We start from the raw sequence: 16,099 nt of genomic DNA on the forward strand, positions 1-16,099 counted from the left end.
GACACTGATGACAGAAATCGCTAAGGCCAATGTTGCCATGACCGTACTGGGCGCGGGCTCATACGGGACGTCCCTTGCCATTTCACTGGCGCGCAATGGTGCCAATGTGGTGCTGTGGGGACACGAGCCGGAGCATATGGCGCAGCTCGAAATTGATCGCTCTAACGAAGCGTTTCTGCCGGGTGTCGCATTCCCCGATTCATTGATCCTGAGTGCGGATTTACAAGAATCCGTGCAGGCCAGCCGTGACATCCTGGTGGTAGTGCCAAGCCATGTATTTGGTCTGGTGCTGGCACAGGTGAAACCTTTCCTGCGTGACGACCAGCGTATCTGCTGGGCGACCAAAGGTCTGGAGCCGGAAACTGGCCGTCTGCTGCAGGATGTGGCGCGTGAACAACTGGGCGAAGCTGTGCCGCTGGCGGTATTGTCTGGCCCAACGTTCGCCAAAGAGCTGGCTGCTGGCATGCCAACGGCCATTTCTGTCGCGTCGCCGGATGCAGCATTCTTGGCTGATCTGCAGGAGAAAATCCACTGTGCGCGTACATTCCGCGTTTACGCCAACAGCGACTTTATCGGTATGCAGTTAGGCGGCGCGGTGAAAAACGTGATTGCCATTGGCGCAGGTATGTCTGACGGCATTGGCTTCGGTGCCAATGCCCGTACGGCGCTTATTACCCGTGGCCTGGCTGAGCTGACCCGCCTTGGCGTGGCGCTTGGCGCAGAGCGTGAGACCTTTATGGGCATGGCAGGTTTGGGGGATCTGGTACTGACCTGTACCGATAACCAATCCCGCAACCGCCGTTTTGGTCTGGCGCTGGGGCAGGGTAAAGGCGTGGATGAGGCGCAGGACGAAATTGGTCAGGTGGTCGAAGGTTACCGCAATACCAAAGAAGTCCGGGCACTGGCAAAGCGCACAGGCGTGGAAATGCCGATTGTCGAGCAGATTTACCAGGTGCTTTATGAAGGTAAAGATGCCCGTCAGGCAGCGCAGGATCTGTTGGCGCGTCAGCGTACGTCTGAATAATTACCCTTGAATCGGGCGGGGCGGATTAACGTCCCCTGAAAGCGCGGGAGTCTCTCCCGCGCTTTTTATTTTTGCGACAAATGACGTGAAGCGCAGTGATCCGAGCAGTACGCCTGATCAGGAACATTGGGTTGTCCGCGCTTCTATGTCACACTAAAAAGTCTGGGTCATGTTTGCATGGGATGTGCGGCATGGCGCAAAGACAAATAAGATTAAAGTGAACCAGTGAAATAGGTACGAACAATGGTACGGACATGTGGCGAAGGCCGCGATAAGAAGTGTCAGCAAGACAAAGTGTGGAAAGCCATCAAGCAGGAAGCGAAGGAGCACTCCGAGCACGAGCCTATGCTGGCGAGCTTTTTCCATGCCACCATTATCAAGCATGATTCATTGGGCGGTGCGCTGAGCTATATTCTGGCCAACAAACTGGCCACGCCAAGTATGCCGGCAATGGCTGTGCGCGAGGTGATAGAAGAAGCCTATGCCGGAGACCCTGGTATTGTGGCCTCTGCGGCCTGTGATATCTGCGCGACGGTCGAACGAGATCCGGCGGTTGAGCTCTATTCCACACCTTTGCTTTACCTGAAAGGTTTCCATGCCCTGCAGGGATTCCGCGTCGCCAACTGGCTTTGGCACCGCGGACGCCGCGAGCTGGCGGTTTACCTGCAAAACCAGATTTCCGTTGCCTGTCAGGTAGATGTACATCCTGCTGCGAAAATTGGCCGTGGCATCATGTTTGACCATGCCACCGGTATCGTCGTTGGTGAGACAGCAGTGATTGAAGATGATGTTTCTATCCTGCAGGACGTCACCCTTGGTGGTACAGGTAAAGAGTGTGGCGACCGCCACCCGAAAATCCGCACCGGTGTCATGATTGGTGCAGGGGCGAAAATCCTCGGGAATATCGAAGTGGGTGAGGGCGCGAAAGTCGCCGCGTGTTCTGTGGTGCTGATCCCTGTGCCGCCACATACAACGGCAGCGGGTGTACCGGCCAAAATTGTGGGCACACCAAGCAGTGACAAGCCTTCGTTCGACATGGATCAGAAATTCAACGGTGGCAGCGAATTTATCGAAGGGGACGGGATCTAACCTGGACTTCCTGAATACAGTACAAACAAAAACGGAGCCGCAAGGCTCCGTTTTTTATGCAGACACAGGCTGGATTAGAACAGCTTGGTCGCGACATCGAACAGATCCTGACGGAACGGACGACGCATGTTGTCGATAGCATCAATGATGTCATGGTGAACCAGCTCTTCACGCTGGATACCCACACAACGGCCACCTTCGCCTTTCACCAGCAGTTCAACCGCGTAAGCACCCATACGTGACGCCAGGATACGGTCGAATGCGCGTGGTTGACCACCGCGCTGGATGTGACCCAGGATAGTTGCACGGGTTTCACGGCCGGTTTCTGCTTCGATGTATTTCGCCAGCTCGTTCACGTCAGTCATCAGCTCAGTGATCGCGATGATGGCGTGTTTCTTACCTTTGTAGATACCTTCTTTGATCTTCGCGATCAGGTTCTCTTTGTCCAGACCGATTTCCGGAGTGATGAAGTACTCACAGCCACCTGCGATAGAGGCCATCAGCGTCAGGTCACCACAGTGGCGGCCCATTACTTCAACGATAGAAATACGCTGGTGAGAAGAAGAGGTATCACGCAGACGGTCAATCGCTTCAACAACGGTATTCAGTGCCGTCAGGTAACCGATGGTGTAGTCAGTACCTGGGATGTCGTTGTCGATGGTGCCTGGCAGACCGATACATGGGAAGCCCATTTCAGTCAGCTTCTTCGCACCCATGTAAGAACCGTCACCGCCGATCACTACCAGTGCATCGATGCCATGCATCTTCATGTTCTGGATAGCTTGCTCGCGAACTTTCTCGTCTTTGAATTCTGGGAAGCGTGCAGAGCCCAGGAAGGTACCGCCTTTGTTGATGATGTCTGACACGCTGGTGCGGTTCAGTTTCTCAATGCGGTTCTGGTGCAGGCCCTGATAGCCGTCATATACACCGTAAACTTCCAGACCTTCGCTCAGTGCGGCGCGCACAACGCCACGAATCGCTGCATTCATACCCGGGGCGTCACCGCCACTGGTCAAAACACCAATTTTACTAACCATGGTTACCCTCTGACTTTGGGAATTGAAACTTCAAATCCATTAAGCGCATGTTGAGACAGGTTTCCTCACTCCCAGGCTTTCCCCAAGAAAAGTCTTATCGGGTAACGCGGGTTGTCTCTGCATGCGTTGACGTGCCAGTTTAGCTCGCTGACAACGTGTTTGAAACTGTAACTTTCCTACTTATGAAAGACTATTACAATTTTGCTAACGTTTTTCGTTGATAAATATCAGTAACGGTTGCAAATGTTGGCACCGTCTCGCAGATCAGACCTGCTCGCGTGGTGTTTTTCCAACGATTGAGACCGGGTCCTGATGGATCAAAATGTCGGCGCCGGGGTAAGCCACTTCCAGTCTGTCCTCGACAGCATCCGCAATCAGATGCGCATCAACCAGCTTAAGGTTGTCGTCCAACTCCAGATGCAACTGGATGAAGCGCGTTGCGCCTGCCTGACGTGTACGCAGGTCATGCACGCCCTCAACACCTGCCACTGTCGACGCCAGCATCATGATTTTTTCCTGATCTTCGAGCGGCAACTGGCGGTCAAGCAACGACTGAACCGCATCGTGCGCCATCTTCATGGCGCTGACGGTAATGAAAATACCGATGATGATAGCGAAAATGGCGTCTGCGACTGGGAAGCCATACCAGGAAATCCCCAGTGCCACGATGATGGCAATGTTCATCAACAGATCAGACTGGTAGTGCAGAGAGTCGGCGGCAATGGCCTGACTGCCGGTTTTGCGCACCACCCATTTCTGGAACAGTACCAGAACGGCAGTAATGGCCGTTGCGATAACACTGATCAGTACACCGGCTTCAGGATGGTTCAGCTCTGTAGGGTTGAACAGACGCTGTACACCGCTCAACAGCAGGAAACACGCCGAACCGACGATAAATGCCGACTGAGCCAGCGCGGCAAGAGATTCTGCTTTACCGTGACCAAATTTATGCTCTTCGTCCGCCGGTTGCAGGGCGTAACGCACCACCACCAGGTTGGTGACGGAGGCCAAGAGGTCAATGGTGGAGTCGACGAGAGAAGCGAGCAAACTGACGGAGCCGGTGTACCACCAGGTGACAAGCTTCATCAGCAAAAGGAAGGAGGCGGTGATTGTTGCGGCCCATGCGGCCGTCTGAACAAGTCGGGCGTATCTTTCTGTCATGAGAACCATCAGCGTAATTTAAGTACGGGCAGTATAACGTTTTTTTACGACGATTTAACGTGTGCTGTTGTCCGCAGGGCGAAAACGCAACATGCCGGCGGTGCGCCGGCATGGGGGGATGGTGAGGCTAACAATTAGTTATTACGGCAGTTTTTTCCGCGCTCCTGCATGCGTTCAGCCATACGCTCTGCGCGCTCCGCCATGTTCTCCTTCACCTGGGCTTTTTGCTCTGGTGTCAGAATGTTGTACATCGCGTGTTGTTGCTTCATCTTGGCGACACGGCGCTCAACCTGTTGGTCGACCATCTTCTCTGCCAGCGCGCGCACTGCGGCTTCATCGAAATTGTCAGCCAGCATCAGCTGTTGCATTTGCTGGCGCTCAGCCATCATTTCAGAGTGAAAGGCGTCTTTGTTGGCTTTCATCGCTTCGCGGTTTTGTTCACGCAGGGTTTGCAGTTCTTCTTTCTGTTCATCGGTCAGGTCGATGCCGCGCAGCATTTGTTTGCCCATCATACCGTGGTCACCGCGCATGCCTTCACCGTCGTGATGTTTGCCGCCGAACGCCATGGCGGACATTGAACCCAGCATCAGGGGAAGGGCGATAACGGTTGCTGCAATACGTTTTGACATTTTCATGGTGTTCTCTCCGGTTTGTTGTCTCGCTTGTTGTCAGTAACTTTACCCACTGGGATGTAAACCGGTGTGACTGTTACGTAAAGCAATGTAAAGGCGGGTAAAGCAGTCACTGACAGATAGCATCGCTGCGGCGAATGGCAGATACTAAAGCTAACGAAAAGGGCAAAGGCATACACCATGGCAAACATTCTTCTTATTGATGACGACACTGAACTGACCGGTCTTTTACAGGATCTTCTTGAGCTGGAAGGGTATCAGGTACGTATTGCCAACCACGGTCAGGAAGGGCTGGATAAAATCAATGAAGACACAGACATGGTATTGCTGGATGTCATGATGCCCGTGTTAAACGGGATGGAGACCCTGCGCCGCCTGCGTGAAAAATGGGAAACCCCGGTGTTGATGCTGACCGCAAAAGGCGAAGAGATAGACCGTGTGATGGGGCTGGAACTCGGCGCGGATGACTACCTGCCTAAACCGTTCAGTGACCGTGAGCTGCTGGCACGTATGCGCGCTATTTTGCGCCGTACCGCCAAAAGCAATGGTGAGGAGAAAGGCGGTGAAGAAGCGCAGGACAAACTCGAATACCAGGACATCATTATCTTCCCCGGCAAGATGGAAGTGTATTGCCAGTCCCAGTTGATTGAGCTGACCGGCACGGAAACGGCGCTGTTGGCGTATCTGGTCAAGCAGCCCGGCGTGATAGTCGCCAAAGCCGACATCAGCCTGAATGTGCTCGGTAAGCGCCTGGCACCTTTCGACCGCGCCATCGACATGCACATCTCCAATATCCGTAAAAAGCTGCCGGAACGTGCAGATGGTAAACCGCGGATTAAAACCCTGCGTGGCCGCGGTTACCTGTTGGTGGAGGCATAATGCGGCTGCCGACCATCAAAAGCCTCTATGGGCGCATCTTTGCCATTTTCTGGCTCACTCTGTTGCTGGTGCTGATTGCTGTATTGGTCGCGCAACACAGTGACCCGCGTGTGCAGCATGACGTTCCCCGATCCATGAAAGCGGAGCTGACAGCGGTTGCTGAGCGGGTTTCAACCCAGGTTGCCCATATGCCGGGTACGCTAAAGACCAAACTCACGCGGGTGCAGAAAGAGCAACCGGAGCGGGACAAAATGCGCCTGTATTTCACCTCGCTGGATGGTGAACTGTTGACGCGGGCTCATCATGGCGTGGGTCGGGCACTCAAGAATTTTGTCACCGTGGCGGATGACACCAATGACCCTTTGCAGCGCCTTTATGGACGCTGGATGTTGGCAGGCCCCTTTCTGATTGAGGATGGAAACGCCCAGGCGCTGATGTATGTCAGCACCGTCTGGCGCGATGAACCGCCAATTTTCGTGAAAATCCTGGATCGCCCGCTGCAGCTTTTGTTGGTCACTATGCTGGTCAGTACTCCGCTTTTACTCTGGTTGGCCTGGGCTGTAACCCGTCCTGCAAGACGGCTGCAGGCGGCGGCAGAGCGCGTGGCCAAAGGTAGCTTCGAAACAGACCCATCGCTGGAAAAAGGCCCAAGGGAGTTTCAGCAGGCAGGAGCGAGTTTCAATCAGATGGTGACGGCGCTGAACCAGATGATCAGTGGCCAGCAACGGCTGTTGTCGGACATCTCTCATGAGTTGCGCTCTCCTTTAACCCGTCTTCGGATGGCCAATGCCCTGGCTATCCGCAAGCAAGGGGAAAGCCCGAACCTGACGCGCATTGATACCGAAGCGGAACGCATGGAGCAGATGATTGCCGACCTGTTGTCGCTTTCACGAATGCAACTTAACAGCCATGCTGAGCGTGATGTGTATACCCTGTCAGAGTTGTGGGAAACCTTGATGGACGATGCCGAGTTTGAGGCCAGCCAACACCAGAAAAAACTGATCCATGACGTTTTGCCGAATGCCCATATCGAAGGCAATGGTAATCTCCTGTGCAGTGCGCTTGAGAATGTGGTGCGCAACGCCATCAAATATGCCCATCATGAAATCCGTGTGCAGTTCGATGTGAAAGGGCGCACCCTCAACGTATCCGTCAGTGATGATGGAGAAGGGGTACCGGAAGCCATGCTGGGAGATATTTTCCGCCCCTTCTACCGTGTATCAACGGCACGTGACAGGGAAAGCGGCGGTACCGGTCTGGGTCTTGCCATTACTGACAGTGCCATGCGTCAACACAGTGGGGAGGCCTCGGCCAGTCTGAATGAAACCGGTGGGCTGACGATCACTCTGACGTTCCGCCTGAGCGAGAAAAAAGGCAGCTGAATGTCGCCTAGTACTTTCTTCCATCTGAAAGTTAAGACAGGGGGAACAACCCGAGAGCAGTCGCAAAGGTAGCCGGCTGTTGACAGATGAAAACAAAATATCTGCGATAAACATCTCAAAAAAAAGACATTTTGCTAACCTTTGTATAAGTGCGTTTGCGGTGCGCGGGTGCACACGCAGCGAGGTTGATCACGCAGTTTTCAACGAGGTCATAGTATGTCATCCAAAAAAATGACGATTAAACAACGGCTAACGCTCTTTGTTGCCGTCGTTGTCTCCCTTCAGGTCGTGGTGGCGGCCTTCGTTTTCTTTAAGCTGTCGTCAACGGAAAACCACATCAAAGGTGTCGCCGAGCGCGACATCCCTGCGATCACTGCCCTTGCGCAGTCGGTGGAATATCAGTTGCAGCAGCGGATTGCTTACAACCGCGCATTCCGCTTTGCGATTGAAGCGCAGGCAGATCCCAAGTACACCGGCCGTTACGAAGCGCAAAAATCCGAATTCCTCTCGACCGGTGAGAAAGTGGGGCAGCAATTTCAGAACATAGAGCAGTTCTTGTCTGCCGCGGCTCTGAAAGGTTCGCCGGAAGAGCAGCAGATGTTCAAGCAGACCAATACAAAGCTGGGTGAGTTGGCACAGCGCCACAACCAATGGGAGGCGAAAGTGCAGGAAGCGTTTGTTGCCTTGAATGCAGGAAACATTGCGCAGGCTGAGGCGATAGACGAAACCATTGGTGAAGAAGGACAGTCATTAAGCCTTTATGCAGATCAGCTGCTGAGGGACATTGAGGTTTTTACTGAAGAGGCCGTCCACAGCATTGAAGCGCAGGCGGTGTTGCTTGAAGTCATCGTGGTTGCAGCTGCCTTTGTGGCTGCGCTGGTATCGATTGTCATCTCACGCATCATCCTCGCGCGCATCTACGACGGTCTCAACAAAGTGTCCGATGCGTTACATGTTCAGGCGGAAGGTGACTTTAGCCATGTCACCGTGATAGATGAGCCCGGGATCATCGGTGAATTGCAGAAAAACCTGGAAGGGACGCGACAGAGTACCAACAAGATGATCGCCAAAGTCGCGCAGGATGTGTCTGCCGCTATAGCTGTTCTTGAGCAGGCGGCCGATGCAGTGAAATTCAACAGCGACGCGCAAAGCGGTGAAATTATGCAGGTCGCGACGGCGGTCAACGAAATGTCGGCAACCGCGCAAGAGATTGCCAGTAATGCTTCGCAAACCCAGCAGGCAACGGAAGAAGCATCCGGTAAATCGTCAGAATGTCAGCGGGTGAACAGCGAAGCTGTCAGCCAGACCCAGCGTCTGATAGAGAGCCTGACCCTAAGCAGCGCCGCATTGACTGAGCTGGAGAAAAACAGTGCCAATATCACCTCGGTGCTGGATGTGATCAAAGGCATAGCCGAGCAAACCAATTTGCTGGCGCTCAATGCCGCCATTGAAGCCGCGCGAGCGGGTGAGCAGGGACGTGGCTTTGCAGTGGTGGCTGATGAAGTCCGTAGTCTGGCGCAGCGCACCCATGACTCCACCTCGGAAATTGAAACCATGATCACGCAGCTGACCGGTGTGACCAAAGAAGCGGTGGATACCATGCAGAAAAGCTGTGAGATGGGGGACAGGACAATTTCCTTGTCCCAACAATCTGCGGACTATCTGAACCAGGCCAGCCAGGCGACATCCGTTGTTACCGACATGAACTTGCTGGTGGCGAGTGCTGCGGAAGAGCAAAGCGGTGTGGTGGAAGAAATTAATATCAATGTTAACAAGATCAGCGAGATGGCAGAAGAAAGTGCCTCTCAGGTCGACAGCCTGTTGGCGGCAACCCACCGTCTGACCGATATCGCTCAAAACCTGCGGCAATCGGTGGGCTTGGCAGCCTGATAGCAAAAGAGCAGGAAAATCCTGCTCTTTCTTTTTATATCCCGCCTTCAAATCCCATCTGACGCCAGGCTTCATAGCAAATCACGGCTACCGAGTTGGCAATGTTCAGGCTGCGGCTGGCCGGCATCATAGGTACGCGGATGCGGTGATCCGGTGCAAAGGCATCACGCACAGAATCCGGCAGACCACAGCTTTCTGAACCGAACAGGAATACGTCATCGGCCTGATAGCTCACATCCGAGTGCGGGCGGCTGCCTTTGGTGGTGCAGGCAAAAATGCGGCGGTTGCCCATGGCTTCCAGAAACGTCGCGTAGTCCGGATAGCGGGTCACATTGGCAAGATCGTGATAATCCAGCCCGGCGCGGCGCAGTTTCTTCTCTTCAAAATCAAAACCGAGTGGTTCAATCAGGTGCAACTGGCAGCCGGTGTTGGCCGCAAGACGGATAATGTTGCCGGTGTTCGGCGCGATCTGGGGTTCGTGCAGTGCAATGTGAAACATGGTGCGAATTCGCCGTTGCTGGAAAAAGCGCAGTATAGCGAGCGGTGGGACAGGGATAAAGAAACAAAAAAGGAGAAGCCTAGGCTTCTCCTTCTCAGTGTCAGCGAGCGTTAAATTACGCTTTTGCTGCCGCTGCTGCTTTCGCGATGGCTGCGAAGCTAACTGCGTCCAGCGCTGCGCCACCAACCAGTGCACCGTCGATGTCTGGCTGTGCGAAGTATGCTTCTGCGTTTTCTGGCTTAACAGAACCGCCGTATTGAATAACAACGTTCTTCGCCACTTCTTCGCTTTTCGCTGCGATGTGTGCGCGGATTTCTGCATGGATGCGTTGTGCATCTTCTGCAGTTGCTGCTTTACCGGTACCGATTGCCCAGATTGGTTCGTACGCGATAACTGCGCCGTTCAGTGCTTCAACGCCTTGGGTGTTGATCACTGCGTCGATTTGACGTGCACATACTGCAACGGTTTCGCCCGCTTCGTTTTGCGCTTCAGATTCACCGATGCACAGAACTGGTACCAGGCCGTGCTCTTTCAGGAATGCAAATTTCTTCGCAACGAACTCATCTGACTCTTCGTGGTACTGACGACGCTCAGAGTGACCGATGATGATGTGGGTCGCACCGAAGTCTTTCAGCATTTCTGGAGAAATGTCACCGGTGAACGCGCCGCTTGCGTTAACGTCTACGTTTTGAGAGCCCAGCAGGATTTTGCTTTCCGCTTTGCCCAGCAGTTGCTCTGCCAGATCCAGGTACATCACTGGTGGTGCGATAGCAACGTCAACACCTTCAACGCCAGCAAGTTGTGCGTCCAGACCTTTGATCAGATCTGCTACCATGGCTTTACTGCCGTTCAGTTTCCAGTTACCCATTACCAATGGACGGCGCATAGGAATTCCTCCGTAATCCAATTATCGAAATTCAGTTTCGGCAACGATAACAGCGCGGCTGTCAGCGTTCCCTGTTCAAAATCATAAATGCCATCGTTTGTACTCGTTTTACGGTCAAATGTGAACCTTTGAGTAACAAAATTTCGTTATAAATTTTCGCTTCGGTACCTGACGCGAAACGTCGATGGGGTGTGATCGGGTGAGAATATTCACTGTCTCAGTAACCATCGTCTGAAATGCTGGGGTAAAGTGGCTCATTATCGTAACAAGGAGTCAGTTATGCCCCATATTGTGATGGAATACAGCGACCCGGTCACCGAGCGGGTGAACGTGGGTCAGCTATTGGAGGATTTACACCAGACAGCAGTCGGTAGTGGTATTTTTGATGCCTCGGACGTGAAATCCCGCGCCTATGCCTGCCATGACTGGCTGGTGGGAGAGCGGGAAGATGAGGTCAATTTTATCCATGTCACCCTGTGGCTGTTGGATGGCCGTGACGAAAGCCAGAAACACAACCTGAGCCATGCGTTGCTTGATGTTTTGCAACAGCATGCCCCGGAGCTGGCGAGCCTGAGTGTGGATGTCCGAGACATGGACAGGCGCTGGTACGCCAAGGTAAAACGCTAGTCGCGGCTAACCGCTGTTGGCGTGGAAGAAAGAGGGCGGCGGTGGTAAACCACCGCTCAAAAGTGTGGGTTAGCCTTCCACGGCCATATTTTGGGTTTCGCGGGGACGGAATGCCGTCACGGTCGCGGTGCGCTCTGTCAACGCCGCCGGGTTGTTCAGGGCAGTCGAGAAACGGTCAAACTGACGCATCAACTCTTTCATCAGCAGCGCATTAACGTGGTTAGGATTCTTCCCCGTGGCAATGACGCGGTTGATGTGAGTCATCTGAGCGCGCAGTTTCGGCTGCATCTGCTCACTGGCACTTTCAATCACTTCTTCGCTCAGCTTGATACGCAGTGCTTCCAAGGCCTGTGGATCCTTTTCCGCCAACGCTTTTAATTCGTCAAATGAAGGCAACGTTTTCATGGCAAATACTCCTGTGGTTGCGCATGGATTGCCTTTGACTATACGGTGGAAAAATGAGCACACAATCACGCTTTTGACTCATAAATGAGACGATAACTGTTGACTGGCAGGGTGTGTTTTTTCTTTGATACAGATAATTATCTGATTGAAACCAAAAAACATGGCGTACGGTTAATTGCGGTCTCAATATTAAGAAAAATGAAAATAGGGATTCACATTTCGCTGGAATGAAAAAAACGGAGCGAGGTGCTCCGTTTCAGGATTTGTAGACGCCCGGCTTACCAATACTGCTCGGTGGTAATGTGCCCCGGTTTCTTGCGCAGGTTTTTCTCAAGCCCTTTCTCCAGCAACAGCGCCCGCACGTCTTTCACCATCTGTGGGTTGCCACACAGCATGACCTGACTTTTTTCCGGCGTCAGTTTCAGCCCCACCGCACGCTCCAGCAAACCATCTTCCAGTGCATGGGTGATGCGGCCAGACAATGCGCCAATGGTCGGCTCCCGGCTGACAAAGGGCTGGACGATGATTTGGTCGCTGCGTTTTTGCTGCAGTTCATTGATTTCTGCCTGATAGCTGAGATCGGCGGAAAAGCGCACCGCGTGCACCAGCACGACTTTGCGGAAACGCTGCCAAACGGCTTCTTCACGCAGTATAGACAGGTAAGGGCCAATAGCAGTGCCGGTGGAAAGCAGCCAAAGGTGCTCGCTTTGTGGCACTTCGTCCAAGGTAAAAAAGCCGCTGGATTCTTTGGTGATCAGGACTGAATCGCCACCTTCCAACGCATGGAGCCGGGGGGACAACAACCCGTCCTGAACCCGGGTGGCATAAATTTCGAGGTGCTTGGCACCGGGAGGATTCACGAAAGAGTAGGCGCGCTGGATGATTTTGCCGTCAATCTCCACTCCGAGTTTAGTGAACTGGCCAGCGGTAAAGGGATCAACATCAGCGTGGAGAATGAGGCTGAACAAATCTTTGTTCCAGCGACGATTTTCAATGACTTCCGCTTTGATCCAGTTGGCCATATGTCCTCCTCAGAACAGTGGTGAATTACCTGCTACTCTCTCGCACGTACTTTGTAGGTACAGCGGCGCTGCCCTTGAATAATGTGTTCTTCACGTGTGACCGAATATTCATTACCCAGTACCGTGGTGAATATCTGCTTTTCAGAATTGCACAGTGATGGACAGCGCTTGGCGGCCTGACAAATCGGACAGTGGTTTTCAATCAGCAGGAAGCCATCATCGGTTTCCTGCAACTCCGCCATGTAGCCTTCTTTCTCTCTAAGATACGCCAAGGTTTCAAGTTTGGCCTTTAAATTATGGCAATCTTTGAGCATGTCGCGGTAATGCTGCAAGGTTTTTTCCTGGCGTTGCTGGATGACTTTTTCCAGCCCTTCGTCGCCAAACAGGGTTTGCACTGAATCAATCACTGACACGGCCAAATCGCCATGGCTGTCGGCAAAACGGCGGTGTCCTTCGGCAGTCAGTGACCAGTGACGGGTCGGACGGCCGACTTTGACGCGAATATCACTGAAGTCCACCAGTCCATCATCTTCCATGGCCTGCAAGTGTTGGCGGATCCCCATGGTCGTCATGCCCATTTCATCAGCCAACTGGCGAGCGGATACCGCACCTTCTCGCTTAATTCTTTGCAGGATTTTATCGACGGTTTTCATCGCGCTGTTGTCACTCCCTCTCTTTGGCTACCCGCCGTAATTGATTAAAACCGGCGTGTTTTCACTTCATTATGAGGGCGGGGTGGTAAATAAAGCAATGTCTTTACTTATTTATTTCGGTGTAAATATTCCGCTCATGCGGTGAAAATTACGCCGGATTCCATGCGTCACGCTGCATGTTGCTGTCATTAAAGTGAGAAGTAATGTTGCAACTTTAAAACTGGGTGATAAATGCAATCAGATCGCATAATGCGTTCCCCCTGATAAATATTCCCTGACTAGACTCTTTTCAGATCACACAGACAACGGGTCTGTCATAAGGAAAATCGCCGCACCCGCCGGGAGGATGCATGTCGAATAAAAAACCATTCCCTTTTCGCAATGTTGCCATTTTTGCTGCCGTATTGGCGGTGTTGGTGATTGCGGCTTTCTTCTACGTCCGTCACCAGGATCAATACCCAAGTACCGATGACGCTTATGTTCACGGCAATATTCTTTATGTCGCGCCACAGATCAGCGGCCAACTGACAGAAGTCAACGTGGTGGATTTCCAGCACGTGGATAAGGGCACTGTGATTGCCCGGATTAATGCGGCGCCGTATGAGGCGAGAATGCAGCAGGCAAAAGCAGCCTATGAAAACGCTTTGGCGGAAAACAAAGCCACGGGCGATGCGATTGTTGAAGCCAGCGCGCAAATCCAGTCTGCCTCGGCACAGCTTCTGGATACGCAGGAAAAATACACCCGTAACATGGCGCTGGTGGCGAAAGGTCTATTGCCGGCACAAACCGGTACGGATTTAAAAGCCGAGCTCGCTTCGGCACAGAACAATGTGAATGCCGCGCGGGCGCGCATGGCGCAATTGATCAGCCAGCAAGGCGCCATCGGCAGCCAGGCACCGGCCGTGAAACAGGCTGCCGCTGCGTTGTCTGAAGCCGCTATTAACCTTTCTTATACCAACATTGTGGCACCGACGTCTGGCACCCTCGGGGATGTGAATGTGCGCCCCGGCAGTGTGGTTTCTCCCGGCCTTTCCATGATGCCGCTGATTGAGGACAACTCTTTCTGGGTTGAGGCGAATTACAAGGAAGATGCGCTTGGCTATATCACGCCCGAAATGACGGCCAACATTGTTCTGGATATGTATCCGGACACGACCTACTCCGGCGTGGTGCAGGCGATCTCCCCGGCCAGTGGTTCGTCGTTTTCCCTGCTGCCGCCGGAAAATGCCACCGGTAACTGGGTGAAAGTGCCGCAGCGCTTCCCGGTCAGACTGAAAATCAATCCAGCGGACGCTGCCCACCCTTTGCGTGTGGGTGCTAGTGCGACAGTGACTATCGATACCCTGAGCAAGGTTAAAGCCGATGACAGCCAGTAAGGCCGCCGATGCACCACTGGCGATGGAGCCCGGCTCTGCGCGCCTGATGGTCACGCTGGCGGTGATGCTCTCCGCCATCATGGTGCTGCTGGATATGACCATCGCCAATGTCTCTTTGCCGCACATGATGGGGGCACTGGGCGTCACCTCCGAGCAAGTGACCTGGGTGCTGACCTCGTATTCCATGGCCGAAGCGATTTGTATTCCGCTGGCGAGTTATCTCAGCCTGAAATTCGGTGTGCGACGCTTGCTGCTGGTGTCAGTCGCGGGCTTTATTACCACTTCTGCACTGTGTGGTCAGGCCGATACGCTGACCGAAATGGTGACCTTCCGCATCATGCAGGGGGCGTTCGGTGCTTCGGTGATCCCGCTTTCCCAGTCGATCATGGTACAGATATACCCGAAGGAAGAGCGCGGTAAAGCCATGGCGCTCTTCTCTGTCGGGGTGCTGCTTGGCCCCATTCTTGGCCCGACCGTGGGTGGCCTTATTACCGAGAACATGGACTGGCGCTGGATATTCTATGTGAACGTCCCAGTGGGATTTTTGTGTCTGGCCCTGCTGTACTTTTTTGTCCACCTCGATGGTAAAGGCAAGGCGACCGTCGATTGGCCGCTGGTATTTGGCATGGCAATCGGGATTGGCCTGTTACAGATGGTGCTGGAGCGCGGGAACCAGGACGACTGGTTTGCTTCCAATACCATTTTGTTTGCGACGGTGATTTCCGCCATCGCCTGGGTCTTTTTCCTCACACGGTCGTTCCGTACCAAAGGCGATATTGCGCCGATGTGGCTGCTGAAAGACCGAAACCTCGCGCTGTCGTGCATTGTGATGACCGGCTTTTCTATGGGCATGTTCGGTATTGTCCAGCTGCAGCCGATGATGCTGGAGCAGTTGCTGAATTATCCGGTGGAAATCACGGGCTTTATGATGGCGCCGCGCGGGCTGACGTCGGCCATCGTGCTGCTATCGCTGTCGCGGATTATTGACCGGCTCGACCCGCGCATGTTGATTGTGGCGGGGCTGATCCTTAACGGCATCGGTAGCTTCCTGATGATGCGCTATTCGCTGGATATCGACATGTTCTGGGTGCTGATGCCGAGTATCGTGCAGGGCGCTGGTATGGGGCTGGTGTTTGCACCCTTGAGCCAGCTGGCTTACGCCACACTGGCACCGAACCAGGCGGTGGGCGGGGCAGTGATTTTCAACCTGTGCCGTACACTGGGTGGTTCGTTCGGGATTTCCATCGTGAACACCTATTTCAGCCAAATCCAGCAAAAAGAGTGGAATGCACTGGGCGGTGGACTGACACCGGATAACCCATTGGTTCAGCAGTACGCCGCCACACAGGGCACCAGCGTGACCAATCCGGACTTTATCGCCAACCTGACATCCATGCTTCAGCAGCAATCAACCCTGCTGGCCTTCGTCTACACCTTTGGTTTTATTATGGTGTCCTATTTCGTGCTCATTCCGTTACTGGCACTGTTCAAGCGGGTGAAAAAAGGTGAGCCTCCGGCGGCAGACAAAGCCTGACAC

The 16,099-nt window shown here is 53.5% G+C and carries 16 protein-coding genes; 8 read left to right on the forward strand and 8 right to left on the reverse strand.

All coding sequences use genetic code 11. The annotated features are described in order from the left end of the window. Positions 1-7 precede the first annotated feature (7 nt). Positions 8-1,024, forward strand: coding sequence for an NAD(P)H-dependent glycerol-3-phosphate dehydrogenase (gene gpsA / locus KU854_RS12745; RefSeq protein ID WP_054779477.1), 1,017 nt, complete (start codon positions 8-10; stop codon positions 1,022-1,024). 243 nt (positions 1,025-1,267) lie between these two features. Further along, positions 1,268-2,113: a serine O-acetyltransferase gene (cysE, locus tag KU854_RS12750; protein ID WP_054779478.1), complete on the forward strand. Its 846-nt coding sequence runs from the start codon at positions 1,268-1,270 to the stop codon at positions 2,111-2,113. A gap of 74 nt (positions 2,114-2,187) precedes the next feature. Here cysE and pfkA read toward each other — a convergent pair whose 3' ends face one another. The 3 genes from pfkA to KU854_RS12765 all read right to left on the reverse strand — a co-directional run bounded on the left by pfkA (position 2,188) and on the right by KU854_RS12765 (position 4,946). Next, on the reverse strand, positions 2,188-3,150 hold the full coding sequence (gene pfkA / locus KU854_RS12755; RefSeq protein WP_218358903.1) for a 6-phosphofructokinase: 963 nt from the start codon (positions 3,148-3,150) through the stop codon (positions 2,188-2,190). Between the two features lie 264 nt (positions 3,151-3,414). After that, positions 3,415-4,311 carry a CDF family cation-efflux transporter FieF gene (gene fieF / locus KU854_RS12760; protein WP_054779479.1) on the reverse strand — a complete coding sequence of 299 codons (897 nt, stop codon included), beginning with the start codon at positions 4,309-4,311 and terminating at the stop codon, positions 3,415-3,417. Positions 4,312-4,445: 134 nt separating this feature from the next. Continuing rightward, positions 4,446-4,946 (reverse strand): CpxP family protein, encoded by a 501-nt coding sequence (locus KU854_RS12765; RefSeq protein ID WP_218358904.1) that lies wholly within the window; start codon positions 4,944-4,946, stop codon positions 4,446-4,448. A gap of 177 nt (positions 4,947-5,123) precedes the next feature. Between KU854_RS12765 and KU854_RS12770 the strand changes: the two genes are divergently transcribed. From KU854_RS12770 to KU854_RS12780, 3 genes are all read left to right on the forward strand, one after another. After that, positions 5,124-5,822 carry a response regulator gene (locus KU854_RS12770; protein ID WP_218358905.1) on the forward strand — a complete coding sequence of 233 codons (699 nt, stop codon included), beginning with the start codon at positions 5,124-5,126 and terminating at the stop codon, positions 5,820-5,822. After that, entirely contained in the window at positions 5,822-7,204 is a 1,383-nt protein-coding gene (cpxA, locus tag KU854_RS12775) for an envelope stress sensor histidine kinase CpxA (protein ID WP_218358906.1), read from the forward strand. Before KU854_RS12770 ends, cpxA begins: the two co-directional genes overlap by 1 nt. Positions 7,205-7,420: 216 nt before the next feature. After that, positions 7,421-9,094: a methyl-accepting chemotaxis protein gene (locus KU854_RS12780; RefSeq protein WP_255555546.1), complete on the forward strand. Its 1,674-nt coding sequence runs from the start codon at positions 7,421-7,423 to the stop codon at positions 9,092-9,094. 34 nt (positions 9,095-9,128) lie between these two features. Here KU854_RS12780 and KU854_RS12785 read toward each other — a convergent pair whose 3' ends face one another. Continuing rightward, positions 9,129-9,593, reverse strand: coding sequence for a tRNA (cytidine(34)-2'-O)-methyltransferase (locus tag KU854_RS12785; RefSeq protein ID WP_054779482.1), 465 nt, complete (start codon positions 9,591-9,593; stop codon positions 9,129-9,131). 115 nt (positions 9,594-9,708) lie between these two features. Continuing rightward, positions 9,709-10,479, reverse strand: a complete 771-nt coding sequence (gene tpiA, locus KU854_RS12790; RefSeq protein ID WP_218358907.1) for a triose-phosphate isomerase — start codon at positions 10,477-10,479, stop codon at positions 9,709-9,711. A 279-nt stretch (positions 10,480-10,758) separates the two neighbouring features. Between tpiA and KU854_RS12795 the strand changes: the two genes are divergently transcribed. Next, on the forward strand, positions 10,759-11,106 hold the full coding sequence (locus tag KU854_RS12795; RefSeq protein WP_218358908.1) for a 5-carboxymethyl-2-hydroxymuconate Delta-isomerase: 348 nt from the start codon (positions 10,759-10,761) through the stop codon (positions 11,104-11,106). Positions 11,107-11,175: 69 nt separating this feature from the next. On the opposite strand, the gene KU854_RS12800 is transcribed toward KU854_RS12795, so the two are convergent. The 3 genes from KU854_RS12800 to KU854_RS12810 form a co-directional block, all read right to left on the reverse strand. Further along, the gene (locus tag KU854_RS12800) at positions 11,176-11,511 is read right to left on the reverse strand and encodes a DUF3135 domain-containing protein (protein WP_054779484.1); all 336 of its coding nucleotides are present in this window, start codon (positions 11,509-11,511) and stop codon (positions 11,176-11,178) included. 278 nt (positions 11,512-11,789) lie between these two features. After that, entirely contained in the window at positions 11,790-12,533 is a 744-nt protein-coding gene (locus KU854_RS12805) for a ferredoxin--NADP reductase (RefSeq protein WP_218358909.1), read from the reverse strand. Between the two features lie 32 nt (positions 12,534-12,565). Beyond that, complete coding sequence (locus KU854_RS12810) at positions 12,566-13,186, reverse strand: helix-turn-helix transcriptional regulator (RefSeq protein WP_218358910.1); 621 nt, start codon at positions 13,184-13,186, stop codon at positions 12,566-12,568. Positions 13,187-13,536: 350 nt separating this feature from the next. Between KU854_RS12810 and KU854_RS12815 the strand changes: the two genes are divergently transcribed. Next, positions 13,537-14,562: an HlyD family secretion protein gene (locus tag KU854_RS12815; RefSeq protein WP_218358911.1), complete on the forward strand. Its 1,026-nt coding sequence runs from the start codon at positions 13,537-13,539 to the stop codon at positions 14,560-14,562. Next, positions 14,549-16,096, forward strand: a complete 1,548-nt coding sequence (locus KU854_RS12820; protein WP_218358912.1) for a DHA2 family efflux MFS transporter permease subunit — start codon at positions 14,549-14,551, stop codon at positions 16,094-16,096. Before KU854_RS12815 ends, KU854_RS12820 begins: the two co-directional genes overlap by 14 nt. Positions 16,097-16,099: the final 3 nt, after the last annotated feature.

The sequence above is a fragment of the Enterovibrio paralichthyis genome, from assembly GCF_019209835.1.
In the GTDB taxonomy this organism is placed as follows: domain Bacteria; phylum Pseudomonadota; class Gammaproteobacteria; order Enterobacterales; family Vibrionaceae; genus Enterovibrio; species Enterovibrio paralichthyis.